The organism is Candidatus Saccharimonadales bacterium, from assembly GCA_036388415.1.
In the GTDB taxonomy this organism is placed as follows: domain Bacteria; phylum Patescibacteriota; class Saccharimonadia; order Saccharimonadales; family UBA4665; genus UBA4665.
In genome coordinates, this window is the sequence record DASVRW010000002.1 from 81218 (window position 1) to 107126 (window position 25909).

The window sequence follows — 25909 nt, forward strand, 5'->3', positions numbered from 1 at the left end:
GGACTAAAATAAGGACGGCTCTCTTTACAATATTTTGACTGCGCTCTACGTGCAGCCGCCTTGCATGAGCAGCCGGCTGGCACGTAGCGATAGCTACCCACAAAATTGGAATAATAAACCATCAAACATTCCGCGTATAGTATAATAAGCGGAGAAGTTTCACCATGACACAAACACTCGAACTCGTTGTCCCATTGAGCACAATTATCCATATTTTTACGTATGGATTTATCGCGTTCGTGCTGAGTATGCTGATCACGCCGATATATACGACAGCAGCCTATAAGTATGAATGGTGGAAAAAGGCACGCACGGTCGCCTGGTCGGGTGAGTCGTCCGCTGTCTACACCAAGCTGCACGCTGCCAAACACCTGCGTAATATCCCGACGATGGCGGGACTGATATTTGTCGTCGCCATCACCATTACGACGCTTATGGGTAATCTGAGCCGTGGCGAGACCTGGTTGCCGCTGGCCGGTATGCTGGCGTCGGGTGCTGTCGGCCTGGTCGATGACATCATGAATATCCGTGGCAACTCATCGATTGCTGGTATGCGGGCAATTGTAAAATTCAGTTTGCAAAGTGCTATCGCTCTGGCGGCCGGCTGGTGGTTTTTTGACAAACTCGACGTCACGCAAATTTACATACCCGGTTTTGAGCAGGTTTATATCGGCGGCTTTGTCATCGTGCTGTTTTGGTTTATTGTCATTGCGACCGCCAACTCAGTCAATATAACCGACGGTTTGGACGGTTTGGCTGGCGGTCTGCTGGTAACGTCGTTCGCGACCTACGCAGTTATTGCGGCTGCTCAGGGTAAATATTCGCTGGCTGCCTTCTGTCTGACTGTCGTCGGTGCGTTGCTCAGTTATACTTGGTTTAATATATTTCCAGCCCGGTTTTTTATGGGAGATGTCGGTGCTTTCGCGCTCGGTACGGCGCTCGGTATTGTGGTAATGCAGACGGATACAGTATACGTTTTGCCGATCATCGGCGCCGTCTATGTCATGGAAACAGGATCGGTTATCATCAACCGTCTGTCCCGTAAGCTGCGTCATGGTAAGAAGGTGTTTTTGTCGACGCCGCTACACCATCACTTCGAGGCGATCGGCTGGCCGGAGACCAAGGTCACCATGCGTTTTTGGATTTTGGGGCAGGTGGCCAGTGTCGTTGGTCTGATGCTGTTCTTTATCGGGAGATACTACTAGATGGGGGAGTATGGCCGGCTGGCTCGTGCTGCCGAACCCTCCGACATTGGACGAAAGCACCGTCCCGATTACTGGCTGGTCATTTTGTGTCTGATGATGCTGGTCATTGGCCTTATCGTGGTGTATGCCATTAGTCCGGCACTGAGCGAAGCCGCTGGTACCAGCCAAACGCATTATGTCACAAAGCAATTAGTCGCAATCGGGCTGAGTGCCGTCGCCTTTGTCGTGATGGCTAAAACGCCGCTGCATGTTATTAGAGGACTATACAAACCATTGTTGATCGTGGCCGCTATCGCAACCTTTATAGCCTTGATCACGCCGCTTGACCCGCTCTATCCGGCGCACCGCTGGGTGCGGATTGGCGGATTTTCGTTTCAATCAGTCGAGCTGCTGAAATTCGCCATACTGGTGGCTGCTGCCGGGTTCTTGGCAGAGCGCGCCCGGACGGGACTGCTCAACGATTGGCAGCAAACTATCCGGCCGTTACTCATCGCCTCGGTGGTACTCGGTCTTACTGTAGCTGGTCCTAGTCAGCTGCACGCCCAGAGTGACCTTGGATCGACGGCTGTCATACTCGCTATGCTGACGACGATGGCATTTGTCGCTGGAATGTCACTCAAGCGGCTGCTGCTCGGTGTCGGCATATTAGCCATCGGTGCAGTACTGGTGGTGCTGCCGTCCGATTATCGCCGGGCACGGGTAGCATCATTTTTGCATCCTGATCAAGGCTGCGAGCAGGCCGCAGGCTACCAGGCGTGCCAGGCGCTCATCGCTGTCGGATCGGGTGGTATGGTTGGTCTTGGCCTTGGGCGGAGCGTTCAGGCGTATGGCTATTTACCTGAAGCAGCCAACGATTCAATCTTTGCAATTTATGCCGAAAAATTTGGTTTTATCGGTGTAACGGTACTGTTAGCTGTTATGGCGGCGTTTTTTAGCCGGCTGAGAACGATTGCCGAACGTGCACCGGATGTCTTTAGCCGGCTCATCGTGGTTGGTGTACTGGCCTGGCTGAGCATTCAGGCGGTTATAAATATCGGTGCTATGATCGGCTTGCTGCCACTGAAGGGTATAACGCTACCGTTCATCAGCTACGGTGGTACCAGTGTCGTATTCGCGGCAGCAGCAGTCGGCTTAGTATTTCAGATTTCGTACTATACGGCGCTTCGTGCACCGCTAGTTTCACAGAATACCGGAACATACGAAGATAATAATAGAGGGAGGCGCCATGACGATAGTCGTGACCGGCGGCGGCAGCGGGGGGCATATCACCCCAATCCTGGCAGTCGCTAAAGAACTCAAACGCATCCGGCCTGATGTCCGTATCGTCTATATCGGCCAAATCGGCGATGGACTGGATGATGTCGTAGCGGCAGATACCAATATCGACGAAATGGTGGCGGTGCGTGCTGGTAAACTGCGCCGCTATAACGGCGAGGGCCTGCGCCAGCTGCTCGACCTACGAACCATGTACCTCAATATACGTGATGGCTTTCAGATGCTCATGGGTATCTGGCAAAGCTTTTGGCTGCTAGGACGGCTCAAACCGAGTATTATATTTACCCGTGGCAGTTACGTCAGCGTGCCGGTCTGTTTGGCTGGCGCTCTGCGGCGCATACCATATGTCACGCATGACTCGGATGCCATCCCTAGTCTGACTAACCGGCTGATCGCCCGCTGGGCGGCAGTACATGCTGTGGCGCTGCCGGAAGAACTCTATCCCTATCCAATCGATACAACGCTCACCGTTGGCGTACCGATCAGTCCAGAGTACCAGCTGGTCACCCGCAGCCTGCAGCAGCAGTACAAAAGAGAATTGCAGCTGAGCGACTACACCAGTCTTCTACTCGTAACCGGTGGTGGCCTGGGCGCTCAGCGGTTGAACGATGCAGTTATTGCCAATGCTTCAGAACTTCTGGACCGGCATAGCGGCTTGGCGATCGTGCATTTGACAGGGCGGAGCCACGAAACGGCCGTCAAGTCTTCGTACAGTGCAATCTTGCAACCAGAAGCACTCAGCCGGGTTATGGTCAAAGGTTTCGTGTCCGACATGTACCGCTACACCGGGGCAGCGGATGTCGTCATTGCCCGTGGTGGCGCCACGAATCTGGCTGAACTGGCGGTCCAAGCTAAACCGTGCATTGTCGTACCAAACCCGCTCTTGACTGGCGGTCATCAGCTGAAGAACACTGCCACGCTCCGGGATGCTGGGGCAATCGTCGAAATGACTGAGGAGCAAATTCAGCAAGAATTACGCCTTGCCAGCGTCGTGTCAGACCTGCTCGACAATCCGGGTAAGGCTGCAGCGATTGGTCAAAGCTTCACGGCTTTTGCCCGGCCTGATGCAGCCCGGCGCTTAGCACGGCTATTAATTGAAAAATCCAAAACACCAGCATGAAATTATTTGGTGGGAAACAATCAGTCGAACCACAAGGCCGCCGACCACGTACAGCGGATGATGACGCCGCGCGCCGGTCCAACCAAGCTTTTTCGTATTATTCGCAGCGTTCGCCCGAAGCCGGCAATACTGGCCGCCGTGACCCGACCGATATGGTATCCGAACGTCGCAGCCAGCAGGATACATCACTATTTGCGCGTCACCGCAGCCTATCCCTCGTTGTGCTTTGCTTGATTGTTCTTGCTCTGGCCTATGCACTGTCGCTGAGCGGCCGATCGAAGGTTATACTGATGGAAGACGCGGCGACGGCCTACTTTTTGCAGGACGCCAACATCTACCAGCAGTCAGTTCAGCAGACCCTGGGGCAGTCAATATTTAACCGCAACAAGCTGACAATCAATTCCAGCAGCGTTCGCCTGGAGCTACTCAATAGGTTTCCAGAAATCAAAAACGTATCGGTTACGCTGCCGATTGTCGGCCATGAGCCGCAGATATATATAGAACCGTATCGACCTTCGTTTATACTCACCACCACCAGTAGCAATGCTTTTCTGCTTGATACAACTGGACGGGCTTTGGCGACGACCAGCCAGATTGCCAATATCGAGCAATTACGCCTGCCGACAATCGAGGATAAAACCGGTATAGATGTAAAGCTTGGGAGCCGAGCGCTTCCCAGTACGACCGTGCTGTTTGCCCAGACAATACTGGCCGCTTTGGATGCTGAAGATGTATCAGTTACGTCACTGGTATTGCCGCCAGCCGCCTACGAGCTTGATGTCTATATCGCCGAAACGCCGTATTACGTGAAGTTCAATCTACAGAATGACCCCTTGCAGCAAGCCGGCACGTATCTCGCCACCAGACAGCGGCTGACAACAGATAAGGTCACCCCTGGGCAATATATTGACGTACGGGTTCCTGAGCGGGCATATTACAAATAACGCTACTCTTACAAGGCAGGGCGGAGGCTCGTACTGCGATGCGACTAGCACGACGCACATTGCCGCCACTCTCCGCTTTCAATCCGCCTGTATGCTCAGATAAAGCCGTCTATGAACATATCGCTACATTAGATTGAAGTATAAAAGAGCAGGGCTCCTATCCCGCTCTGCCCTCATTGTTCGTATTTTGTTCAAGAATATAATCGTAGATCAAAAAAACATATAAACATACAATACATATAAAATGTCAAAAACTACCAACATATCGATGAGAAAAGTAGGGGAGTGACATAAAATAACATTTTGTCAAAAATACAAATATTTGCTGTAAACTGTGGAAAACTTATAGCCGTGAAACAAATAGCGTGAAATGCAAATAGTAAACGCTAGAGCTCGACATATCTAGGAATACGACTAGTTAAGACAATATTGGGTCAAATCTGCTATGCGTGAATACAACGCAGCATACGTACACATGCAGCTATAGATAATACGCATAGAGCATTTATAAAAGAAAGTTTACATACAAATTGTTTATAAACATAACTAATGACGGAAACATCCCCTACATCGATATATGAAAGTGGTACACATTAACACCTATAATACATTGTATCACGTCGTAAAATATACATTGTGCGACATATGGTAACTATTTTGAATGGGGTGCTTTACGTTCCCCTTTTGTCTAGTGTGTTAAATTTTTAACGAACTAGACACAATGTATATGTTAAGCGTAACCATGTCAATAGTTTTCTGCGTCCCTACGCAAAAATACATAAGCTTAATGTGCTATAACTATGGAATAGTTATTAATTAAGGAGTTTTAATGAATGTCAAAAAAATTAACTACAGAGGTCGTAAAAGCCGTTTAGGTGCTGTTTTAAACGATGGTGGTCGCGTTGCCTTTTTTGGTGGTTATCACACCTGTAGTTCATGTGGTGAGCGGGGAAAAATTATAATTGGTCATGCCGACATTGTTATGCTAAGGCGTAGATTTGGTGTTGGACGTGAGCCGATTGGTGCTCGGATTACTAGGAGGCTGAGCAAGCATTATGATCTATAGTGTTCGTTTTTTGTTTAGATATCTAAACGTCGTTGGTCTTGGTATGGCTTTGTGGGTTTGGTTGGCTGCTGATTTGGACGTCGTAAGAAGTTTAGAAGCGGTATGTCGGGTTGCTCATTCGAGTACATGTTTTTGGTTTGGATATTTTCGACTTCACCAACAAAGTCGATTTTTTTAGATGCTACATGTACTTTCATGTTGGGTATTTGGTGCTCGGTAGTAAAATGTTTCATGTCTGACGGAAATACTACGGGGTTCATGACTTTTTTAGGCCGCTGGAGGCCATGTGAGCACCAGTAGCGCTTTTTTCCGTTGAATTGGGGCATATCCTTGGTTATGTACTTTTTTATGTAACTGCCTACCTTTTCAATGTCATCTATCTTTACAGCAGTGCTATAGCCTAGCTTATATGATTTTATTTCGTAGCTTGTTTGTCCGCGCTTGGTTTTGTGGCCGGTGTCGGTTAATTGTCCGGGATAGTCCTTAAAAAGTGCATGGAAATGAATAGATTTACCGTCCTTATGGAACTCTGGAACAATCAAGTATGAGAACTTCCCTGCCCGTTCTTGCTGATGATTCAACCATCGGGACATTTGTTTTTTTAAATGATCGACGTTTTGGCGATCTTTAGCGAATGTAAATGTGCAAAACAAGTCGAAATCATTACTTACAGCAATATCAGTTAGACGTGTTTTGGTACGTCGTAGAGAGTCGATTAAGGTAACTGGGTCGGTGAAGTTTGTAGTAATGCCCTTCTCCTTTTTCTTTGCTCGGATTTCGTAACCCTTGATGCGTACTTGGGATGGATGGTTGAAAACAAATAACTTAGTAAATGTTGGGTAAATCTTAGCATAACTATGAACAGTTTGATAGGTTTCAAACTCGTGGGTGGGATTCATTTTAACTCCAATTTGGGGATGGATAACTTTGTACCACCATTAATAATGGGGTATAAAGTGTACCTAATATCAAGTTGAGGTACACTTCGGCCAGACTAGGCCGGGGCAATCGCGGCACTGCCGCTTGATTGCCTACCGGCGCTATTTGACTTGTACTTTCCTGCCTTTTGATACTAATTGCATTGGTTGTTGCATGGTGTCGTATTGTTCGGCACCACTGACTACTTTTTGATACGTATCAAAACTATTGCGTATTTTGCGTGTATGGAAAAACCAGCCAGTTTTTCTAACGTGGCCGGAAATGCCACCATCATAATCCTGTGATAGTGACATGCCATCGAAAGCCTTTTGAATGGTCAAAATGCCGAAGATCGTGTTACAGATAATCATGTTATCGGCTTGTTCACGGAACGGTTTGGCCATTCGCATGAAAAGCTGGGACGAGCCAATAATGACTTTGCGTTGTTTTCTCTGTTGAGAAATCTCAGTAAATACGAACATCGGAATGTTTTTGGACTCTAATGCGTTGAAATACGTGTGTATTTCGTCGATGAGGTATATTACGCCGTAAAACTCGTTATTTACTCCTGTCAGAGCAATGCCGAGTTGTTCCATGTCCTCGAAAAAAACGTACTCTGATACAGGGTCAATATTTGTCAATATTGCGGCCAAGCCAGCTTTATCGGTAAAAGGACGCCGTTTGAAATACTTTAGATCTACGTTGCTGACGATTATAGATCGTGGATAACGTAATTTCATATCGTGAACGTGTTTTACTGCCGATACCGTTTTTCCGCTGCCCTGCCTACCCACGTATACCTGCGTCCCCGTAGGCCAAAAGAAATGCGGGTTTCTTCGATTAGCAATATCGTCGCGTAGAGACTCAAGATAGGGACGGCTATTTTTGCGTATGACATTAATAAATCCGGACATTTTGTACCCCTTATTTTACGTTTAACATTGGTATTTTCTTGATTATCCATAGTGTCGCATGGTAGATCCATTCCCAATTTATTATTGCGATTATCATTATCATAGCCGCACTCATTAAGCCCGGAGTGAATATCATATTTAGTACTGATATCACACTCGTTACTTGGTCTATGAGCCATTGGCCGCCGTTAACAACTGCGCTTGGTGTAGCAGGGACGTTAGGAAGTAACGACAGTGGTGCTCGGATTACTGATAGTAATGCCGATATTATGGATTCAATTATCACGGGTTTACCCTCCGATAATCAGACCAAATACTGCCGCAGGCCCAACCAGTCATTAAGCTTAGCCATAAAATTACTATGTAATTTGTCATCGCGTCATAACCTCCAAATATTTCCGTCTTATGCCGTAAATGAGAGCTAATATCAACATGCCCCGAAGGAATAGGAGTGCGTAAGTCCATAGCGCTGGCATGGTTGATTTCATTTGTATGAGGTTGATCGTAAAGGGCTGGCCAAAAATGTTTCCAAAATTTTTATTGCAAGATGACTCGGAGCACCAAGAGCTGCCGGACGTGAATGCGCCTAGGAAGCCGCCAAAAAATTCGAACGGGTAGACCAAAAAGCCTAGTTTTTGGTTCATAAACTGTTGAAAATTATCGAATATGGCACTAATACGTCCGGAGTCAGGAGAGAACAAAAAGGCTATGCCCTTTAGTATGTTTTGGGCCATGCCAGAAACTGCGCCGGTGATGTTGTCGCCAAGGTCGCCCATCCAACAGCTGAACTCTAGTGCAGAACAGACTTTAGTAGCAGTCGATGGTACATCATTAACGCCTTTGGTCGACTGATAGCTGCTGTCAAACTTTACGTTTACAGCATAGGCTAACGTATCCATGATGTTTTGGGTGTAGTACCCCTGATATATACTGGTGCTGCCGGAGTTTGTGGCGTAAGTTGTGATGTAGACTTTTTCGACATCTTCCAAATGATAATAAACTGTGTAGCAGTTGAATGATGCCGTGGATCTAAAAGCACTTTGGCCGTTAGTAGTTAAGAATGTTATATCAGTACTGCTGATGCAGAGGATATGTTGTCGTCGGTCTGGAGTATCATTTGGGCTCGGGTTATATAGGAATGTTCCTCCCGTATACACAACGTATTTGGACGCGGATGCATTAAAGCCAGGGATAGCATCGGCTGCAGCTTTCGTCCACTGGGTCTGGGGGAGTAGTCCTACGTTCGTTTCCGGATATCCAGTCCATGCATGAGCTTGAGCAGGCGCTAGGCTGACGAGTAATAGTGCAACTAAAAACGTTACTGGGATTTTCTTGGCTGAGGGCTTTTTGGCAGATCGCCTATGGTATAGATGCATACAGATAAGTATTCCGGGTATACAAGCGAGTAGTTGGATTGTTAACATTGTGTTCATGCGATCGACCTCCATCGGAACTGTTTAATGATGAAATAACAGAGTGCTATGCTTGTACAAAATGCGGCACCTTTGGTCGCGTAATCATGGGCTATCGTGCGGATTTCATCGGGACTGATGCCACCTGTACCGGCTGAGCCGGTCGGAAACTGGTCGTAGTTATCTACGATTACGTGGCTTGTTCCTGTTTGCGCTGGTGTGTTGGGGTCGTTAGATACTGTATTCCCTGCCCAGTAATGGTTTGCGTAAAATGGCCATGTGTTAGTTACGCTGAAACTTGTGTTTGAAATTGCGGCACCTTTTTGTGCCGTTATGCAGTTGTGAGTTCCGAATGATGACGACCCGTTAGCCGCGTTTGAAAACTGGTAAAACGACTGTGTTGCGTTGTTCCCTGTCGTTGGTATACTACCGTCAGAATTTATTTGGACACGATACCCGAATGATGACACTCCTATCGCTTGGACTGCTATATTTGCTACTCCGGCCGAGTCAGTGATGTTCAAATTGTAGGATGGTTGGGTGACATACATGACGTAATAAGCATCGGCAGATCGCCGTGTTATTACACCTTTGGTATTCTGGTTGCTCCAATCAATGTGTTGTCCGGCGTTGGATTTGCTTGCTATGAAATTCGATACTCGGACCATATAGTCCGAGGGGAGAGTTAATCCCGTGCAACTTGCGTAGTTTGGTAGCGCGTCGGCTGATGCGTTCGATGGTACGCTTAGCGCCACGACGAGCATCAGAGCTACGGCTGCGGAAAGACGGCCGATTCTTTTTGACATTCATCAGGCCCGAAACGCTTTCCGTCCGTGTCCAAATACGACACCCATAAACCATGTGACCATGTAGTTGATGCCTGCTAATAATGCGATGATAGGTAGCATGTATACCATCATTTCTTTCACTAAATCAATGATTATAGCGATTATCTCAGCGTTTGCCATAAGTGTGCCTTTCTTTACCGTTAGCGTATGTTTCGCTTTCTTCTGGCGAGAGTCCGGCAGCTTGTCCTGATCGGTAATTGTCTACCCATTCAGATGTGTCTCTGGCTGCTGCTTCTAATCTGTCATCCCGATCGTCGGCCCATGAATCCCATGAGCGATATCCTTCGATCTGCCATTGTTCCATGTTTGCACTTCGAGTGAACATGGAAATTATTAGTCCAAGGCCTGCGGTGAATGCTAAGACTGCTATGATTATTGGTATATTTGCGACTAGGTGAGTCATAAATGCGTCTGTGTACGTTGTGATTGCTTGGGGTGGAAAAAATTGTGCTGAGAACATGTGGTGTGTTCCTTATTTGCTTGATTGAATCGCGAGCCGGAATCGTAAACGAGTGGAAGCGTTGCGTTTTTCCGGACCACGAGTCAATGTTCAAATTTCTCGCATTAACTTGAACAGAGTGGGAATGCCGATCGGCCGGCATTCCCGGAAAGTGCGACGCTAAGCTAGGCTCTAACTTTAGCGTGCTTCTGGAACAGGTGCATGACAAATTTCAGTCCTGCGGTGAATGCTATTAATCCGACAACAACTACGATGTTGTCGCTGATTGCGCTGGTGATGCCAGTGGTCACGGTTGTTACCGTGTCTGCTGGGAAAATTGATGCTCCGAGTACTGCTTGTGACATATTGGAATCCTCCGTTATTTCGCGCCTTTGATGAGGGAATCAATCACAGCCATTTCTGCGGGGTGCGGGAATACCTTTACCTCGTATCCATTGCTGAGCTTGAGAACTAATACTTTGTAGGGTTTGCCTGTCTTCTGTGACAATGCGCTGTCGATTCTACATTCATCGACTACTGTGTCAATATTTTGCATATTCCCTCCTTCGGGCACGGTTATGAATTATTCAGAGTCGTTGCAAAAACGACCCTGTTTTGACCCACAAAAATAGCCTAGTATTTCTACTAGACTTGACAAAATAGTTTAATTATTTTTATAATTTAAAATCAGGGGTGTTTTACAATTTTATTGCATTAAGGCAATATACATTGTACGACATATGCACTATACCTTTTGCGGGTTAGCAATACGGCTTCCCGACTGCCAATCGAGCTTGTAAAAACTGTAATATTACAATTTCATATAACTGCACTGTTTGTTACGTACGCTTCCGCATTAATCTTCGCTGTCTATACAAGCTCGCATTGATTATCGGCTACATTTGCTCTGATGTTAGCTTTGTTCGTGTTTTGTATACAAATGCCCGAATTCAAATATATATTGTCATTGTTCGTATATTGTTCGGTTATTATCAGGTTGTGTATTTTGAGCAGCAAAGCGGCCTATGCTAACCATTGCTTCACTATGTATTGATGTGACTGATTCTAAAGTAATTTCGGTTAGCTTGACGTTGTGGTACCACTCACCTCTAATTTGCATGACATCTGACGCACCCGCATCGCGTAATATATTGGTAGCTAAATTGATGGTGCCGCCAGTATAAACATACTGATCAATTACACATACGCGCTTCATGCCTTCAACCGTGTGAGATAAGCGAGCGACTTCATCGTCATATACGCGACGCACAGAGGGGTCCCTTGGATATAGTGCCATCTGACTATGAGCACGAACAAACTCTATTGGCGGCGATGTTTGGCCCATCTCTTCGTAGAAACCACGAACTGTATCTGCAACAGGAATGGCTGAGTTGGCGGTGACAACGTAACAATCGACTGTGCCGCCTTCTAACGCATTCTGCATTTGCGAAGTAAAAGTCTCATCAGGGTTTACGATCGTATCATCATCGTAGTCAAAAGGTTTAAGCATTCGATCAGATACGGCCGGGTAATATTCTTTAGATAAATGCGACGGGACAAACGGAAACTGAGTCATCCTAGATCTTTACTCAGCCAGGCTGTACGTAGCTTTGGCGACGCGCTTGAACTGGGTTTTGCCTTGGAGATTCAGGAGAATGGTTGTCTCTTTGACGTAGCGGCTTTTGAGGACCCGTTTGACGATTTCGTCACGGTGCAGCGGGCCACCTTCTTGCTTGAGGACTTCCGAGATGATGTCAGATACGGTGCCCTTTTCATAGCCCCATTCTTTGAGGGCATAGATACCACGACCGATAAGGACGAAGCGCTTGTCCTTGATCAGCTCGTTGTGAATGGCCTGGGTGGTCACGTCTTTGCGCTTGAATTCGCTGTCCTTGATGGCTGATGCGATCTCATTGAAGTGCATGTGCTTACCATGTTCTTTCAGGATGACGAAGATCTTGTCGCGGATGTTCTTAGGATTGACCATTGGCCACTTGACGAGGCCCCAGCGACCGTTGAGGGTTGCCAGGTGTTTGCTGATGCTGGCGAGTGAAGCAGCCTGCTCGACGTCTGGTATGCTAGCACCTTTGGCAATGTCGGCAATTGCAGCGGGCTGGCCGAGTTTCTTGACGGCATCGATGAGTTTGGTGACGTCTTCTTTGACGGCAATCGTATCGCGGGTGGCTTTGATGCCAACGGCGTGGTGATAGTTATCATCTTCGTTAATAACGACGAGTTCAGGACAAAGCTGTGCCAGGAAAGCGACGCGGGCTTGCTGTAGCTTGGAGACGTCGCTGCCGACCTTCTCAGTTAGTGTACTGACGCGGGCCAATTCGCCAAGTCCCTGCAAGTGCTGCACGAACTCCGTCTGGATGTCGACGATACGAGGGACTGCTCCCTGCTCTGCTGCTGCCTTGAGGCGGTTGACAACTGATTTTTCGAGCTGACGGACGCGTTCGCGGGTAATGCCAAGAAGTTCCCCAATTTGCTCTAAGGTTTCTTTGCGGTCAAAAAGACCAAACCGGCGCGATACGATTTCTCGTTCACGTTCACGGTCAATCGTGCCTAAAATTTCATTGATGCACTCCTCGGTCTGAATTGAGGTCTGAGTGGTCTCTGAAGCCATCGTTATTATCCTATCTGTTAATACAGTAACGTTATGTTAACTATAACACCTAAGCATATTTGAGTCAAATACTTATTGGTCTGAACATATTGTATCACGATCTTGGCGTAGGTATAGATCTTATGTTGTAGAATTGTAGCTATGAACTATGCTGCATAAAATGCAAGTTTCCGGTTTGATACGGAACATAACTGCGCCACCCCTGTTGCTACGCTTCCCTGTCTAATGTATAAAAATACCCGCATAGAGCGGGTATTTTTATGGTTGAGCGGTCAGTCGCTTACCTAAACTTAGGAATCGCGGCGTCGGCTTGAGAACCAGGCGTGTCCAGCTGCGGCTGCAACTGAGACGCCGGAGAACAGACCAATCATTCCAGCAGGACCAGCTGCAACCAGTTCGGTTGGAGCTTCAACTTCTTCTACTGGTGTTACTTCCTCGACTGGAACAACTACTTCTTCCTCTTCTACGGGTGGTGTAACAACAGGCGTTACTACTTCAGGTGTTGGAGTTGGGGTAGGTGTTGGAGTCGGGGTTGGTACAGGCGTAGGAGTAGGTGTTGGCGTAGGCGTTGGGACCGGCGTAGGAGTTGGCTTTGGTGTTGGTTTCGGTGCGGGTGTCGGAACAACGTTCGTGGCCTTCACTGGGTTACCACAGGCACCAATAACAGCGTACTGGAACTGGCCATTGGCGTTGAGCACGACGAAGGCGCTCAAGCTGCTGCTACGGAACGATACTGATGGAGTACGGGTGTAGAACGTAACGTTATTGCTAACGACACGGGTGCTGCCAGCGATGTTCTGGCGACCTGCAGTGACTGCATTCTTGGCAACCAGCTTGGTACCAACGTAGACGTTACCGTCTTTAGTAATGCGGCCTTCTTTGGCAGTCGTATCCATGTTGTCGATTGCACTTGAGCTAATGCCGAAGTGACTATAAATGACACGCGTACTAGCGTCTTTATCAAATTTAACATTAACCTCTGCGGTTGTATCTGCACCACAGTACATAACTGCGTTATCATCACAGTCGCGTGCGGTTTGAATTCTTAAACCAGCTGCTGATACGTGAGGTACGATCAAACTAGCGGCAATTACTGCTACTGCGGAAAATCCTGCAAGTTTCGTCTTAAGTGTTGAGCTCATAATTACTCCCTATTCATTATTGGCGCCACTTTCGTTTTGCCTTGATGCTAAACCTAAGATACCATAAGCAATGAAATAAGTCAAGTATATTGTAAAGCTATAGTTCTTACGCTTAGCTATAAAAAATCTCCCTCCGTTCAACAATAGAGGGGTTTAGGGCAACACGTGGTAATATTTTTTACTTCTTGGCTGCGGCGCGACGGCCACCGAACCGGCCGGGCTTTTTGTTGGGTGTGGCAGCCAAAAGATCTTTTACTTCGATCTCGGTCAGTTTAGCAGGATCTTTGTCCTTTGGTATCTTGGCATTCTTTTTGCCGTCAGTAATATAGGGGCCATAACGGCCATTTAACACCTGAATGCCGCCCGGGAATTCGGCGATGTACTTCTCGGCGTCTTTCTTTTGCTTCTCCGAATAGAGTTCGAGGGCTTCATCGAGGGTAATGGTGTGCGGATCAAGTGGTTTGATGGATACAAACGTCTTGCCTATCTGGATATACGGCCCGAAGCGGCCAATATTGGCTTTGATCGGCTCACCCAGCTCGGTGGTACCGACGGTACGAGGCAGTTTGAACATCTGCAGCGCCTGCTCCAAGGTGACATTCTCTATCTTAGTGCCTGTCGGCATCGGTGCAAACAACGGCTTATTGGCGGGATCTTTATCGTCTTTATCGGGGTTACCGAGCTGTAGCATCGGTCCGAAGCGTCCAAAACGGGCCAAGATCGGCTTGCCGGACTTGGGGTCGATACCCACTTCCCTGGCCTGGGCTACCGTCGAGCGGTCGATACCACCGGATTCGGTGATGAGTTGGTGAAATGGCTTATAAAATTCATCAAGCATCTTATTGCGCTGGAGCTTGCCATCGGCGATTTGGTCAAATTCCTCCTCGACATTAGCAGTAAAGCTGTAGTCAACGACCTGTTCAAAGTGGTTGGTCAGGAAGTCGCTGACGACCTGGCCACTGGCAGTCGGAACTAGCTTACCTCTGTCGGAGCCGGTTTTTTCCTGTACGACAGCGCGTTCTACCGCTGCATCGGCAGCAGTTGGGTTTTGGAGTGCCAACTGGATGACATCACGCGGCGTGCCCTCACCCTCACCCTTGGCGGCGTAGCCGCGTACCTGCACGGTATTTATGATGGTTGCATAGGTACTTGGCCGGCCAATACCGAGCTCTTCGAGCTTTTTGACCAAACTACCTTCGCTGTAGCGGGCCGGCGGCCGGGCAAATACCTGACGCGCTGAGGCTTCGCGGAGTTCAAGCGTGTCACCACTGGCGACGGCCGGTAGTATGTCGGCGTCCTTAGTGCTGCCGCCGTACACCTTCAAGAAGCCGTCGAAGATGATAACTTCGCCTTTGGCTTCAAAGTGGTGCTGGCTGGTGGATATCGTAATTGTAACGGTCGTCTTCTCCAGCTTGGCCGGGGCCATCTGACTGGCCAGCGTGCGGCGGCGGATGAGGTCGTAGAGGCGCTGGTCGTAATCATTGCTGCTGCCCTGCTGGATACGGACATCAGTCGGCCGGATAGCTTCGTGGGCTTCCTGGGCACTAGCAGACTTGGTCTTAAAGGTGCGTACCTGGTGATACTCTTTGCCAAATTCGCTGCTGATATAATCGCCCATTTGCGCAATCGCCTGGCCACTGAGGTTGACTGAATCAGTACGCATATAGGTGATTTTACCTTCTTGATAAAGCTTCTGGGCGCTGCTCATGGTGGCTTTGGCGCCAAAGCTCAGCCGGCTGTTGGCTTCCTGCTGCAAGCTGGACGTTGTAAACGGCGGACCGGGATTACGGGTGCTCGGGCTGGTTGTGACGTCGGAAACAGTGCAAGTAGAACCAATTAAGCTCTCCAGGAATGCCTGGGCTTCTGCTTCGGTTTTGAACTTTTGCGGCAGTTCGGCCTTCATATCCAGACCGTGGGCATTAAACAGCGCAACGACTTTGAACGAGAATGAGCCTTCGAAAGAATCGATTTCCCGCTCCCGCTCGACCAGCAGACGAACTGCTGGCGACTGTACCCGCCCGGCCGATTTGCCGCCAGGAACTTTCTGCCAAACGACAGGAGATAATTCAAATCCTACCAGCCTATCGAGGATCTGACGGGCTTGCTGTGCCTGCACGAGGTTCATGTCGACGGTACGCGGGCTTTTGATAGCGGCTTCGATGGCGGGCTTGGTAATTTCGTGGAACACGATGCGCTTGGTTTTTTTGGGGTCAAGCTTGAGTACTTCGCATAAGTGCCAGGCTATCGCCTCGCCTTCGCGGTCTTCATCAGTTGCCAGCCAGACGTCGCTGCTGTCTTTGACGGCCTTTTTGAGCTCGGTAATTACTTTCTTCTTATCAGGATCGACTTCGTAAGTAGTCTTATAGCCTTCTGCGGTGTCGATCGGGGCAGCCCCGCCCTTAACCTTCTTGGCAATGCTGCGGATATGACCAACGCTGGAGAGCACTTTGAAATCACTACCGAGATATTTCTCGATAGTTTTGGCTTTGGCCGGACTCTCTACGATAACTAAGTTTTTACTCATTTGTCCTTACAGTATACGGGTTTTATGGTAAATCTTAAGCGCAAACCGTATTTTGGCGCACAAATGCCTAGCATACAGAACCTTGCAGAAAATACCAAATTAAGTCATCCATATGTATAAACTCCTTGTGGTAAAAATTCTTACATGAAAGTGCTTGACACGTTTCCCAAACGAGAGTAAACCTATATAAGTAATATTAGTTAGGCAAGACGCCCACCAGATGAGGCCGCTACCTGTTTGTACGAAACGGAGAGCGGTTTTTTATTTTGAGTGACGCCTACCTTAAAGGAGAAAAGAATGATTTTCAATGGTAAAGCAGGAACTATTATTGATCGTAAAGTTGAAGGCTTTTTTGTAGCTCAAGACAATGCATTAATAGAGACGGCTCGGATGCAAGCAGCAGCAAACGCTGGTATCACTGCTGTCGCAGCAGAAGTAGGTACCCCTCAGGAGGTACAAGCAGTATTCACTCTCGACCCTACTGCTAGACTCGCTCCTAATGCTGCAGAAGTCAACGCAGCTTAGTACGTCTCAACAAATACACATAAAAAGAGCTCTTCCCGGAGCTCTTTTTATGTGTATTTAATAAGGATTGTGTATGCGAAATGGGAAAAAGTGCGAGATTGGCTGAGGTGGACGAGGGCGTGAAGGAGTATGGCAGATGCTATACATCTAAACTTCGATTTGTATCGTACGCCTGCAAGCCTGTCTCGCACTAATTGCGGGCTGTATACATATTGGGGCAAATGCCGCACGGAAATGTATACGAACGCGCATATCTCTAGGGTTAAGTAGTATTGTGCAGGATAGGGCGAGGTTTCGCACCGGTGTGGCATCGCTGGAATGCGATACGATTTTCGGTGCGAAACCTCGGCCCCTTCTCCTGCTCGCAGCATAATCGTCAGGTCGTAGCCGAAGGCTACTTGACCTTATTGATGGCTTCGCTGAGCTGCTGCCCGCACTTGACCGGGTCGGCCGCCTTGGCGCAGGTCTCGACGATCGAGATCTGAACCTTGGTCTTGTCCCTGTTCTCCATCGCAAACGGGATGGATCCAGCTACGACGATCAAGACGAAGGCGGCGGTACCCGCAATCCCAAGCCGGGTAATCATCAAGTTCTGGCTCATCGGTTTTCCCAACTGCAGTACTACTTCTCCCCTGTGGAGAACTCGGTTATAGTATCATTAAATTTACATTGAGTAAATAAAATGAACATAGCTAATTTAACGACCATTTGTTGGCACCGAGTGCCCTGACCTTGCCAGTCAGCTCGAGCATCGTCAGGGCGTGATTGAACTGGTCAATGGGCAGCGCGGTTCCAGCCAGCAGCTGGTCACCATCAGATATGTCGCTAGACAGCAGATCCAGTATCAATTGTTCATGGGCAGTGCCACCAATGGATTTGGCGGCTACATGCAGTGGCTTCAGGCCAAGCAATGCCAGGACGTCTTCCGGTGAGGTAGCGGGTGCTGCACCGGCTTTAATGAGATTATTTGTGCCGGCTGACGTCGCACTGGTGATGTTGCCCGGTATAGCGAGCACGTCCTTGCCCTGCTCAAGAGCAAAGCGGGCGGTGTGCATGGTACCGCTATTGATGGCGGCTTCAGTGATCAGTAATACGTTGCTCATACCGCTAACGATGCGATTGCGCTCGATAAACTGATTTTTGTACGCAATCGACGCAGCGGCTGGATACTCGCTCATGAGCGCCCCGCCCTGCCCGACAATACGGCGAGCCAGCTCTGTATGGGCCGCCGGATAGACTTTTTCGACTGAGCTCGGCAGTACGGCTATTGTCAGGCCGCCGGCGTCAAGAGCCGCCTGGTGAGCAATGGCATCGACGCCGTACGCCAGCCCGCTTACAATCACAATTCCCTGCCGAGCCAGGTCTCCAGCGAATTGGGCAGTGACGGCCCGGCCATACGGCGATACCTTGCGGCTGCCGACGATTGCCACTCTTGGCCGCGTGAGAAGATCGGGCAGATTATCGCTACGGACATAGAGTGTCTTGACGGCTGGCAGTATGCCCTCGAAGACCGCCGCGTAGGCTGAATCTGCAAGCGTAAGCGTGTTGACAGGAATGGTGGAATCGGCTTTGGTAATCATTGCTATTACGATGATCTGCCAGACTTATTTAGTCAACGAAACTTGAAAATATTACTACAGTATACGAGGTTAATAGTAGGAGCATAAGCATAAAAACTAGCTTATGCTAAAACTTGTCATAAAGTCCAATATATATTTTAGTATTGACAAATGGCAAGCGGTTTGCTAGAATAGCAATCTGTAAGTCCTTGCAATAATCTTGCAAGATGACCTACGTACCTTATACCCCCAATTCTAACAATTTGTTAGAGTGCATTAGAGCGTGACGATGGCCCCAAGTTGTTACCCTCCACTTGTCCTTTGTCTGATGCCTCCGGGTATCAGCGCTCTAAAGCATACTAACCCCTTTAACCCCGCATTCCCCCTCGTTTTATTTGAGCTGTGGTGATATGACGGTAAAGCCTCTGAGTGGGCCGCTTGTGTGACTTTTGCGAGATTACATAAGCGGGAGCCTTCAAGGTGGGTTGAAGGGTGTATCTGTGGGACAATCCACTGCCCTCACCGGCATACCGGATTGTCCTGCGAAAAAGGCCTACAAGCGGTGCCCACCCCCTCTTGTAGGCCTTTTTTGTTGTACATCAGATAAAAGTATTGGAATACAGGCAAATACTTGTAAAATAGCGTTTATGGAAATTGATAAAATACACGGCGTAATAAAATTTGATGATCAGGACCGACGACATGCGCCCGACCTTATTCCGGATGAGATACCTATAGCGGACGCGAATACTCTAGGTATTGATCTGTTGCGTCGAGCTCAAACACTGCAAGCAGAAATCGATGCTGCCTATGGCTATTATCCCGAGAATAACCCACACGGCGATGAGAGCCATATGATCCACATCCCTGCCATCAATCAAGCAACTATCGGTAGGAAAATACTCGACGCTTGGCTTGAAGTGTAACTAAGCTGATAAGCCTTAGATCAGAAAACTTCTGGTCTCAGCCTGCAACTCCGCCCCATATACCAGTTCGCTCAGTACAGCACTGACCTCGCGAGTTAATTGTGGCATTTGAGCAAGTTCGTCAGTGTTGAACCGTTGCAGTACATAATCGGCACTGTCGATCTGGGCCGGCTGCTTTGGGCCGATGCCGATGCGGATGCGGCCATAATCTTCACGCATATGCTGCGAGATGGATTTGATGCCGTTGTGGCCTGCCGCACTGCCGCCGATGCGCATACGGATCTGGCCGAAGTCAACATCGAGTTCATCGTGTACGACAACGATTTTGCCGAGTTCGATTCTATAGAAGCTGCTAACCGCCTGCACGGCCTCGCCGCTGAGGTTCATGAAGGTTGTCGGCTTGATGATAATGACGCGGGTATCACCCAGCTGCCCAGTCGATACGAGGCATTTCAGGTCTTTCTTCTGAAGCCAGCTCGACAGCTCGCTCGTTGCCTCCACGAAGGCGTCGACGCAGGCAAAGCCGATGTTGTGCCGAGTCTGATCGTACTCCTTGCCGGGATTGCCAAGTCCCACGACGAGCACAGTCTTGTTGAGGCCGACGGTCACATAATTGACAGGATTGCTGGTCTGCGGACGATTTTGGAATAATGCCATTCGCTTTAGTATAACGCAAATCTAACACTATGAAATCTTCAGTCCGATTTTATTCTGATGAGACAGTATTTTAGCTTGGGCGCTGCAGGCCGGCGCGCGAGTTGTTCTTGCGTGGTGCAAGTGTCGGGCTGTTGCCGTGTTTGTGCGTGTCGTGCTTTTCGATGAACCATAATTGTACGGATGTTCCGGCATAGCCAAAACGCTCTCGGAGATTGCGCTCCAGGTAGCGCTTGTAACTCCAGTGTATGTAGCGGGTGTGGCTGCTGAAGATTTTGAAGGCTGGCGTCGGATTGTCGGTTTCCTGGGTCATGTAGTTGAGCTTCGGCAGGCGGTTCTTGAGACCGGCCGGCGGATGCTTGTCGACCATTTCGCGCAGCCATTTGTTGAGCTGCACCGTCGGGATGCGCTTTTTGCGTTGTTCGTCGATCTCGACAGCTAGGTCGAACATCTTGGTGACATTTTGGCCAGTGACGGCACTGGTAAACATCAGTGGTGCCCAGGGGATAAAATCATAAGTTTGCGCTAGCTGGGCGGCAATGCGGTCGCGGGCGAACGGATCAGTTTCGAGGCTGACTTCGCCGTCTTCATTCTTGGTTTCAAGCTTCATTGTATCCCATTTGCTGACAACTAGGACGAGCCCCTTGCCTGCTTCCTTGACCATACCAGCAATCTTTTGGTCGAGCTGGACATTGAGTTCGTTGGCGTCCATAAGGACGAAGCAGACATCTGACTGCTCAATGGCCGCCAGGGCGCGGACAACGCTGAATTTTTCGATGCCGACTTCTATCTTGCCATTACGGCGGATACCGGCCGTGTCCATGATTTCGATTTCACGTTCGTGATACTTCACGACGGTGCGATTGACGTCGCGGGTGGTGCCGGCCTTATCGGCGACGATGGCCTGCTGCTTTTTGGCAAGGCTGTTGAAAAGGCTCGATTTACCGACATTCGGACGGCCGATCAGCGAGATGCGCAGGCGATTGTCGTCCTCACGGATGCTCATCTGCGGGATGATCCCGGCCAGGTGTGCAAGGAGCTCGTCGATACCGCGGTTCTGAGTAGTGCTGGTGTGGAATATGTCTTTGATACCAAGCTTCATGAATGTCGTCAGGTCGGCGTTGGCTCGTTTGGCCTTGTCGACTTTGTTGACGATGAGGTAGACCGGTTTGCGGCTCTTGAGCGCAGTCTTGGCGACGCGGCGGTCTTCCTCGGTGATGAGGACATCAGCTTCGACGACGACCCAGATGATGTCGGCGCTGTCGGCGGCCTGGACAATTTGCTCCTGAATCGTTGATTCGAAGTCGTCCTCAGGGTCTTTGATACCGGCCGTGTCGACGAGCCAAAACTGGCTGACGTCGTTGTCAGGGTGGATATATTCGGCCTTGGCCATGATGCTGTCGCGGGTCGTACCGGCTTCGCGGGCTACAATCGCCTCTTTGCGTTCCAGAATCGCATTGAACAAGCTGGACTTGCCAACATTTGCGCGACCGACGATAGCGATAATGGGTAATTTTTTGCTCATTACTCAAATTATAACAGATATGGGACGTTGACCATAATGCATTTTTATGCTAAAGTTTTGCCAACTACTATCAACACTTATCAGAGGAAAATGAGGAGTTACATACATGGCATTAGAAATCGCAACCCTGAACGCAGCAGGATCACTGTCGAACCCCGCAAATGTACGGCCATTCGTGGACTACGTCGTGTCGCTTGATGTACATGCAGCTGGATTCCCTGAAGCTTATAATGTCGGTGCCGAGGAAGGTGTACGCGAAGCTCAAAATTTGTTTCATGAACGTGGCTTCAATACGGCCATAACTCCTAATGGTGACAAAGATGGCCGTACCGATCAGCGGGGCTTGCTGGTTGTGACGCAAATTGACGGTTTTTATGTAAACAGATTTGCCAGTCGTAATGGCATCGTCGGTATGCTGACCGATGAGGCAACAAACATCCGAGTAGCAGCGGCTCATGCGCATCTAGATGATCGGAGCGAGTATACTCGACACAATCAGGCACATAGTATCATCGAGTGGCTGGATCAGCCCGATGACATACCTGGATATGCAGCGATGGATGCAAATGCAATGTACCGTGACGACCCGAGAGCTCGATGGTACAGAGCACTCAAGCATCTTGGTCGCATCTTGCCGGTAGCAGAACCACGGATCGGCCAAAACGAAAAAGATCCTCGTGTTATTGCCAGCAAAGCTGTACGAGCCAGCGGCATGGCCCATGGCGGTACTCTGAAAATATTTGAACATTCTGGTTACCGTAACCCTAATACAATCCCCTACGAGACAACTGCTCGATTTCTCGGCGGACGAGCAACAGCCCAGCTCGACCATATTTTAGTATCAAAAGACATAAGCTGCCCGCGCTACGAGGTCACTAAAGTGCCCGGTGGAAAAGGCATCCAGACAGAACACCTCCTTATACGCGCTACTCTTGAAACGTAAGCTCCTTCGGTTAATTAATTTGTGACGTACATCACAAAAATACTTGACAAGTGCGTGTAATGAGCGGATGATATGAATATATAAAGGTTATTGCTACGATGCATAATGTGAAATCATCATCTGAGTTCAGTCAAAACTACGGCCAGCCAACTTTCGTGACTGCTGCTGATGGGCTGCGTAGTATCCATACCCGATCTGCAGTCGGGCGATTATCAATGCCGGAACCTGCTGACTTTGAAACGGTCGAACCAGTTGAGTTCCGCAGGGAAATTGATCCATTGCTTATCCGTGGCATTGGCCAGGCCGCGACCGGATTTGCAGATGGCACCGAAGACTTCTTTTTGCGGTTGTTCCGTGATGGCCAAGGCCGTGCGCCTACTCCTGTGCAAGCGCCAGTGCTGGAGCGCTCAATCCCCCAATCAGTCGGTTCGTACGCGCTGGCTGCTTAAATACTTACACTTATCTGAGAAATTGCCTGTTCTACAGTTGTTTGTAATTGCCGAGTCCGAGGTCATAGAGGCTATAGGTGCCGAAATTAGTTCGGTGTAAGGTGACGACGTTGTAGCCAAGCGCTTCGAACGTGCGGCGGATCTGGCGGTTGCGGCCTTCGTGCATGGTAATCTGCCATTGAGTGTCATCACCGTCGTAGAGGCGGTCTACCTGTAGTTTGCTGCGGCCGTCCGCCAAGCTGATGCCGTGATCCGTGATCATCTGGCGGTGCAGCGGCATCAGCGGCTTGTCGAGTGTGACTTCGTATATTTTGGTTTTCTGGTATTTGGGGTGCGTCAGTTCCTGGGCTAGATTACCGTCATTGGTCATGAGCAGTAGACCGCTGGAGTCTTTGTCGAGACGACCGACTGATTTTAATACATGGAACTCCTCAGGGATGAGTTCGTAGACCGTTTTGTTGCCCTGGCCTTCCCGGCTACAGACATAACCGGCCGGTTTATTGAGCATAATGGTTATGGTATTGACAGGCGGTGTAATACGCTGGCTGTCAAGAGTTACGACGTCAGCGTCAGTTACCTGCTGGCCGGAGGTCGGCGGGCGGCCGTTCACCAGCACTCGATTGCGGTAGACGGCATCATCGGCCGCCCGCCGGCTCAGACCGGTAGAAAGAGCTATATATTTGTTAAGTCGCATGCTAGTAGTATACGGCATTAGCCGCCGACATTGGATACTGCCTAACTGGCAGACTACAGTGAAATGCTGTTTGGATCGACGCCTGAGTTGTATTTGTCTTGGCGTGGCTGTTCGGATACGGGCAGCGGCTGCCAGTCTGCTAAATTCGCAGGATCAGGTGGCTGATTGTTGGTAGGTGCTAGTACATTGCCTGCTTGGGTGGCTGCGGCTTTGGCTTCCTCGAGCGCCAGCAGCTGATTGATGTCAGGGCCGGGTGTGGTATTCAGCGGTGCTATAACACGTTTGCGGGTGACAGGATTGAGTGGAGCATTTGGAGTGGCACCAGGAGTCGTACCGGCTGCAGCTGGTGCTGGACCGACTGGTGATGGCGGCTGAGAAACGCCGGCAGCAGAGCCAGAAGGTTGTTCGAGGGGCGCTGACTGTTGCTCAGCCGTTGACGGAGCTGCTACTGGCTGTGGTGTGCTGACATCTTCATTAAAAGCGTCGGATACGAGTTTGTCGCCGGAAGATTGTACGGCTGTTGTGTCGCCGATTGCGGCACCTGGTAAAGATGGCAATTCGTAGGCTTGACTTGGATAATTTGCTTCACTGGAGACGTTCGTATCGGAATCGGTAGTACCGGTGGCAGTTTCAGTGCCAGCGGATGCTTGAGCGGTACTTTCATCAGTGTGAACATCGAGTTCGCCCATGTCCGGCGTACTGGCGTCCTTTTCGTATTCTGAGACAGGTTCATCTGCTGGTGGTTGGTGGACTTCCGAATAGTCTGGCTCTGTTGCTACGGCTGCCGCTACTGTCGGGTCTCCGGCTGGCTCGGCTACAGGTGCAGTAGCTTCAGGATTAGCCGGCAGATTACCTAGAAATTCATTAATCTGATCATGTATGACTGATTCTTCCTGTGAACTTGGTGCAGCGGCATCTATTTCAGCTTGAGCGGCAAGCACTTCGGGTGTAGGGCTGCCGGTGTTATTGGGGGTGGATTCATCGAATGCTGGCAATACTGCGTCGGCGGTAAAGGCTTCCGATGTAATCACCTCTGGTTCGGTTACCACGGTAGTGTCGACGGCGGCTGGAAGGTCTGTGTCGGCGACCGGCTCGGGCAGTACGGTGTCTGTCGCTGGCTCATCACTTGCTGGAGCGTCAGCTGCGCTGATTGGCTGGTCAGTAGCATTCTGGCTGACGCTGCCTGTCGGTGCCGTAGTATCGGAGTCTTGTGATGTGGTAGTTGGCGTATCGTCGCTTAATCCGGCGATATTGATGGGCGCGACCGCTGTCTCAATGTATGCTGGCGATTCAGTTGAAACTGGTTCGTCTGCAGGAAGCGCCGCCACGTTAGCATCGGGCACTTCCGCTGGTGTCTCATCCAGCAATTCGTCTGGCAGCTGGATAGGTGCGACAAATGTGGAATCTATTTCCGGATCAATCGGTTGTACCTGAGCCGGCTGTTCGGTTTCGATGGCCGGTACGACGGGTTGAGCGAATTCTGGCTGCGGTACTGGTGATGGGCTTGTGGCAGCTGGCTCGGCTACAGCTGGTGTGGTTGCAGTCTCTGGCTCGACTGCTGTAATGTCAGTGGTTGATGCTACGACTGGAGCGGGCGCCGACACCGCGTCGGTCAGTGGCACGTCGGTTGCTGAGGTAGTCGTGTCAACAGTGGCAATCGGCACCGCAGTGCTCCTAGGTGTGGCAGTGTCAACAGGCGCTGCATCTGGTGCGGCTGTATCCTCAGACACGCCAGCCTGCCAGCTGCCTGGTTCGGCAGCAGCTAACGCGACAGGTGCCGGCTCGAGTACTTCATGTGTTGCTTTGACGATGTCTTCCAGTGTGACCTGCGACTTCACGAGGTAGCGGTCGGCGCCGAGTGAGTTGGCGCGGGCGTTGTCTTCGGCCTGGCCGAGTGCGGTCAGCATAATGACTTTGACATCGCGGAGTGCTTCGGTGTTACGGAGGATGTCGAGCATCTCAAAACCGCTAATTTTGGGCATCATGACGTCAGTAATAACAAGATCCGGGTGTTCTTTGGCTGCTAGAGCAAGCGCAGCCTCGCCGTCTTGGGCGGACACAATCGTATAACCTTCGGCGGCCAAACGCGCTTCATAAATCTCGCGGAGGTTATTGTCGTCTTCGACAAGCATTATTTTTGTCATCTGGTCTGGCCCCTGTAGTTACTAATATTTTAAGTGCTAATGTTTAGCTTAATTGTA

The 25909-nt window shown here is 49.6% G+C and carries 26 protein-coding genes; 9 read left to right on the forward strand and 17 right to left on the reverse strand.

What is annotated here, in order from left to right; genetic code table 11:
• Window positions 1-164 precede the first annotated feature (164 nt).
• The 5 genes from mraY (at window position 165) to VF575_00595 (ending at window position 5610) form a co-directional block, all read left to right on the forward strand.
• Entirely contained in the window at window positions 165-1205 is a 1041-nt protein-coding gene (gene mraY, locus VF575_00575; protein ID HEX8182078.1) for a phospho-N-acetylmuramoyl-pentapeptide-transferase, read from the forward strand.
• Complete coding sequence (locus VF575_00580; GenBank protein ID HEX8182079.1) at window positions 1206-2495, forward strand: putative peptidoglycan glycosyltransferase FtsW; 1290 nt, start codon at window positions 1206-1208, stop codon at window positions 2493-2495.
• Window positions 2431-3600 carry a glycosyltransferase gene (locus tag VF575_00585; GenBank protein ID HEX8182080.1) on the forward strand — a complete coding sequence of 390 codons (1170 nt, stop codon included), beginning with the start codon at window positions 2431-2433 and terminating at the stop codon, window positions 3598-3600. The genes VF575_00580 and VF575_00585 overlap by 65 nt, the downstream gene beginning before the upstream one ends.
• A complete protein-coding gene (locus tag VF575_00590; protein ID HEX8182081.1) occupies window positions 3597-4544 on the forward strand; it encodes a hypothetical protein in 948 nt (315 codons plus the stop codon). Before VF575_00585 ends, VF575_00590 begins: the two co-directional genes overlap by 4 nt.
• Before the next feature lie 829 nt (window positions 4545-5373).
• Window positions 5374-5610, forward strand: coding sequence for a hypothetical protein (locus tag VF575_00595; GenBank protein ID HEX8182082.1), 237 nt, complete (start codon window positions 5374-5376; stop codon window positions 5608-5610).
• A 14-nt stretch (window positions 5611-5624) separates the two neighbouring features.
• Here VF575_00595 and VF575_00600 read toward each other — a convergent pair whose 3' ends face one another.
• From VF575_00600 to topA, 11 genes are all read right to left on the reverse strand, one after another.
• The gene (locus tag VF575_00600) at window positions 5625-6509 is read right to left on the reverse strand and encodes a hypothetical protein (protein ID HEX8182083.1); all 885 of its coding nucleotides are present in this window, start codon (window positions 6507-6509) and stop codon (window positions 5625-5627) included.
• A gap of 141 nt (window positions 6510-6650) precedes the next feature.
• Entirely contained in the window at window positions 6651-7442 is a 792-nt protein-coding gene (locus VF575_00605; protein HEX8182084.1) for an ATP-binding protein, read from the reverse strand.
• A 371-nt stretch (window positions 7443-7813) separates the two neighbouring features.
• On the reverse strand, window positions 7814-8818 hold the full coding sequence (locus VF575_00610; protein HEX8182085.1) for a hypothetical protein: 1005 nt from the start codon (window positions 8816-8818) through the stop codon (window positions 7814-7816).
• Window positions 8819-8871: 53 nt separating this feature from the next.
• Window positions 8872-9660, reverse strand: coding sequence for a hypothetical protein (locus tag VF575_00615; protein HEX8182086.1), 789 nt, complete (start codon window positions 9658-9660; stop codon window positions 8872-8874).
• 148 nt (window positions 9661-9808) lie between these two features.
• The gene (locus VF575_00620; GenBank protein ID HEX8182087.1) at window positions 9809-10027 is read right to left on the reverse strand and encodes a hypothetical protein; all 219 of its coding nucleotides are present in this window, start codon (window positions 10025-10027) and stop codon (window positions 9809-9811) included.
• 299 nt (window positions 10028-10326) lie between these two features.
• A complete protein-coding gene (locus tag VF575_00625; protein ID HEX8182088.1) occupies window positions 10327-10506 on the reverse strand; it encodes a hypothetical protein in 180 nt (59 codons plus the stop codon).
• Between the two features lie 14 nt (window positions 10507-10520).
• Window positions 10521-10697: a hypothetical protein gene (locus VF575_00630; protein HEX8182089.1), complete on the reverse strand. Its 177-nt coding sequence runs from the start codon at window positions 10695-10697 to the stop codon at window positions 10521-10523.
• Between the two features lie 408 nt (window positions 10698-11105).
• Complete coding sequence (locus VF575_00635) at window positions 11106-11717, reverse strand: phosphoribosyltransferase (protein HEX8182090.1); 612 nt, start codon at window positions 11715-11717, stop codon at window positions 11106-11108.
• A gap of 9 nt (window positions 11718-11726) precedes the next feature.
• Window positions 11727-12767: a sigma factor-like helix-turn-helix DNA-binding protein gene (locus VF575_00640; protein HEX8182091.1), complete on the reverse strand. Its 1041-nt coding sequence runs from the start codon at window positions 12765-12767 to the stop codon at window positions 11727-11729.
• A gap of 290 nt (window positions 12768-13057) precedes the next feature.
• A complete protein-coding gene (locus VF575_00645) occupies window positions 13058-13909 on the reverse strand; it encodes a hypothetical protein (GenBank protein ID HEX8182092.1) in 852 nt (283 codons plus the stop codon).
• A 178-nt stretch (window positions 13910-14087) separates the two neighbouring features.
• On the reverse strand, window positions 14088-16433 hold the full coding sequence (gene topA, locus VF575_00650) for a type I DNA topoisomerase (GenBank protein HEX8182093.1): 2346 nt from the start codon (window positions 16431-16433) through the stop codon (window positions 14088-14090).
• Window positions 16434-16730: 297 nt separating this feature from the next.
• Here topA and VF575_00655 point away from each other — a divergent pair, with 297 nt between their 5' ends.
• On the forward strand, window positions 16731-16958 hold the full coding sequence (locus tag VF575_00655; protein ID HEX8182094.1) for a hypothetical protein: 228 nt from the start codon (window positions 16731-16733) through the stop codon (window positions 16956-16958).
• 394 nt (window positions 16959-17352) lie between these two features.
• On the opposite strand, the gene VF575_00660 is transcribed toward VF575_00655, so the two are convergent.
• Window positions 17353-17559, reverse strand: a complete 207-nt coding sequence (locus VF575_00660) for a hypothetical protein (protein ID HEX8182095.1) — start codon at window positions 17557-17559, stop codon at window positions 17353-17355.
• Between the two features lie 91 nt (window positions 17560-17650).
• Window positions 17651-18538, reverse strand: coding sequence for a DNA-processing protein DprA (gene dprA, locus VF575_00665; GenBank protein HEX8182096.1), 888 nt, complete (start codon window positions 18536-18538; stop codon window positions 17651-17653).
• A 626-nt stretch (window positions 18539-19164) separates the two neighbouring features.
• Between dprA and VF575_00670 the strand changes: the two genes are divergently transcribed.
• Window positions 19165-19443: a hypothetical protein gene (locus VF575_00670; GenBank protein HEX8182097.1), complete on the forward strand. Its 279-nt coding sequence runs from the start codon at window positions 19165-19167 to the stop codon at window positions 19441-19443.
• Between the two features lie 15 nt (window positions 19444-19458).
• On the opposite strand, the gene pth is transcribed toward VF575_00670, so the two are convergent.
• Together pth and der are read right to left on the reverse strand one after the other, a co-directional pair.
• On the reverse strand, window positions 19459-20100 hold the full coding sequence (pth, locus tag VF575_00675) for an aminoacyl-tRNA hydrolase (GenBank protein HEX8182098.1): 642 nt from the start codon (window positions 20098-20100) through the stop codon (window positions 19459-19461).
• 70 nt (window positions 20101-20170) lie between these two features.
• The gene (gene der / locus VF575_00680) at window positions 20171-21622 is read right to left on the reverse strand and encodes a ribosome biogenesis GTPase Der (GenBank protein HEX8182099.1); all 1452 of its coding nucleotides are present in this window, start codon (window positions 21620-21622) and stop codon (window positions 20171-20173) included.
• Between the two features lie 106 nt (window positions 21623-21728).
• Here der and VF575_00685 point away from each other — a divergent pair, with 106 nt between their 5' ends.
• Both VF575_00685 and VF575_00690 read left to right on the forward strand, forming a co-directional pair.
• A complete protein-coding gene (locus VF575_00685; GenBank protein HEX8182100.1) occupies window positions 21729-22565 on the forward strand; it encodes a hypothetical protein in 837 nt (278 codons plus the stop codon).
• Window positions 22566-22672: 107 nt separating this feature from the next.
• On the forward strand, window positions 22673-23014 hold the full coding sequence (locus tag VF575_00690) for a hypothetical protein (protein ID HEX8182101.1): 342 nt from the start codon (window positions 22673-22675) through the stop codon (window positions 23012-23014).
• Between the two features lie 31 nt (window positions 23015-23045).
• On the opposite strand, the gene VF575_00695 is transcribed toward VF575_00690, so the two are convergent.
• Both VF575_00695 and VF575_00700 read right to left on the reverse strand, forming a co-directional pair.
• Complete coding sequence (locus VF575_00695) at window positions 23046-23708, reverse strand: pseudouridine synthase (GenBank protein HEX8182102.1); 663 nt, start codon at window positions 23706-23708, stop codon at window positions 23046-23048.
• A 53-nt stretch (window positions 23709-23761) separates the two neighbouring features.
• The gene (locus tag VF575_00700) at window positions 23762-25852 is read right to left on the reverse strand and encodes a response regulator (protein HEX8182103.1); all 2091 of its coding nucleotides are present in this window, start codon (window positions 25850-25852) and stop codon (window positions 23762-23764) included.
• Window positions 25853-25909 lie beyond the last annotated feature (57 nt).

Excerpts from the sequence above, each read along its gene's own strand:
- VF575_00585 (HEX8182080.1), top strand. The coding sequence starts at position 2,431 with ATGACGATAGTCGTGACCGGCGGCGGCAGCGGGGGGCATATCACCCCA.
- VF575_00615 (HEX8182086.1), bottom strand. The coding sequence starts at position 9,660 with ATGTCAAAAAGAATCGGCCGTCTTTCCGCAGCCGTAGCTCTGATGCTC.
- mraY (HEX8182078.1), top strand. The coding sequence starts at position 165 with ATGACACAAACACTCGAACTCGTTGTCCCATTGAGCACAATTATCCAT.
- VF575_00685 (HEX8182100.1), top strand. The coding sequence starts at position 21,729 with ATGGCATTAGAAATCGCAACCCTGAACGCAGCAGGATCACTGTCGAAC.
- VF575_00605 (HEX8182084.1), bottom strand. The coding sequence starts at position 7,442 with ATGTCCGGATTTATTAATGTCATACGCAAAAATAGCCGTCCCTATCTT.
- VF575_00595 (HEX8182082.1), top strand. The coding sequence starts at position 5,374 with ATGAATGTCAAAAAAATTAACTACAGAGGTCGTAAAAGCCGTTTAGGT.
- VF575_00640 (HEX8182091.1), bottom strand. The coding sequence starts at position 12,767 with ATGGCTTCAGAGACCACTCAGACCTCAATTCAGACCGAGGAGTGCATC.
- der (HEX8182099.1), bottom strand. The coding sequence starts at position 21,622 with ATGAGCAAAAAATTACCCATTATCGCTATCGTCGGTCGCGCAAATGTT.
- VF575_00645 (HEX8182092.1), bottom strand. The coding sequence starts at position 13,909 with ATGAGCTCAACACTTAAGACGAAACTTGCAGGATTTTCCGCAGTAGCA.
- VF575_00695 (HEX8182102.1), bottom strand. The coding sequence starts at position 23,708 with ATGCGACTTAACAAATATATAGCTCTTTCTACCGGTCTGAGCCGGCGG.
- VF575_00600 (HEX8182083.1), bottom strand. The coding sequence starts at position 6,509 with ATGAATCCCACCCACGAGTTTGAAACCTATCAAACTGTTCATAGTTAT.
- dprA (HEX8182096.1), bottom strand. The coding sequence starts at position 18,538 with ATGATTACCAAAGCCGATTCCACCATTCCTGTCAACACGCTTACGCTT.
- VF575_00660 (HEX8182095.1), bottom strand. The coding sequence starts at position 17,559 with ATGAGCCAGAACTTGATGATTACCCGGCTTGGGATTGCGGGTACCGCC.
- VF575_00610 (HEX8182085.1), bottom strand. The coding sequence starts at position 8,818 with ATGCATCTATACCATAGGCGATCTGCCAAAAAGCCCTCAGCCAAGAAA.
- VF575_00700 (HEX8182103.1), bottom strand. The coding sequence starts at position 25,852 with ATGACAAAAATAATGCTTGTCGAAGACGACAATAACCTCCGCGAGATT.
- VF575_00670 (HEX8182097.1), top strand. The coding sequence starts at position 19,165 with ATGGAAATTGATAAAATACACGGCGTAATAAAATTTGATGATCAGGAC.
- topA (HEX8182093.1), bottom strand. The coding sequence starts at position 16,433 with ATGAGTAAAAACTTAGTTATCGTAGAGAGTCCGGCCAAAGCCAAAACT.
- pth (HEX8182098.1), bottom strand. The coding sequence starts at position 20,100 with ATGGCATTATTCCAAAATCGTCCGCAGACCAGCAATCCTGTCAATTAT.
- VF575_00625 (HEX8182088.1), bottom strand. The coding sequence starts at position 10,506 with ATGTCACAAGCAGTACTCGGAGCATCAATTTTCCCAGCAGACACGGTA.
- VF575_00630 (HEX8182089.1), bottom strand. The coding sequence starts at position 10,697 with ATGCAAAATATTGACACAGTAGTCGATGAATGTAGAATCGACAGCGCA.
- VF575_00620 (HEX8182087.1), bottom strand. The coding sequence starts at position 10,027 with ATGTTCACTCGAAGTGCAAACATGGAACAATGGCAGATCGAAGGATAT.
- VF575_00655 (HEX8182094.1), top strand. The coding sequence starts at position 16,731 with ATGATTTTCAATGGTAAAGCAGGAACTATTATTGATCGTAAAGTTGAA.
- VF575_00635 (HEX8182090.1), bottom strand. The coding sequence starts at position 11,717 with ATGACTCAGTTTCCGTTTGTCCCGTCGCATTTATCTAAAGAATATTAC.
- VF575_00590 (HEX8182081.1), top strand. The coding sequence starts at position 3,597 with ATGAAATTATTTGGTGGGAAACAATCAGTCGAACCACAAGGCCGCCGA.
- VF575_00580 (HEX8182079.1), top strand. The coding sequence starts at position 1,206 with ATGGGGGAGTATGGCCGGCTGGCTCGTGCTGCCGAACCCTCCGACATT.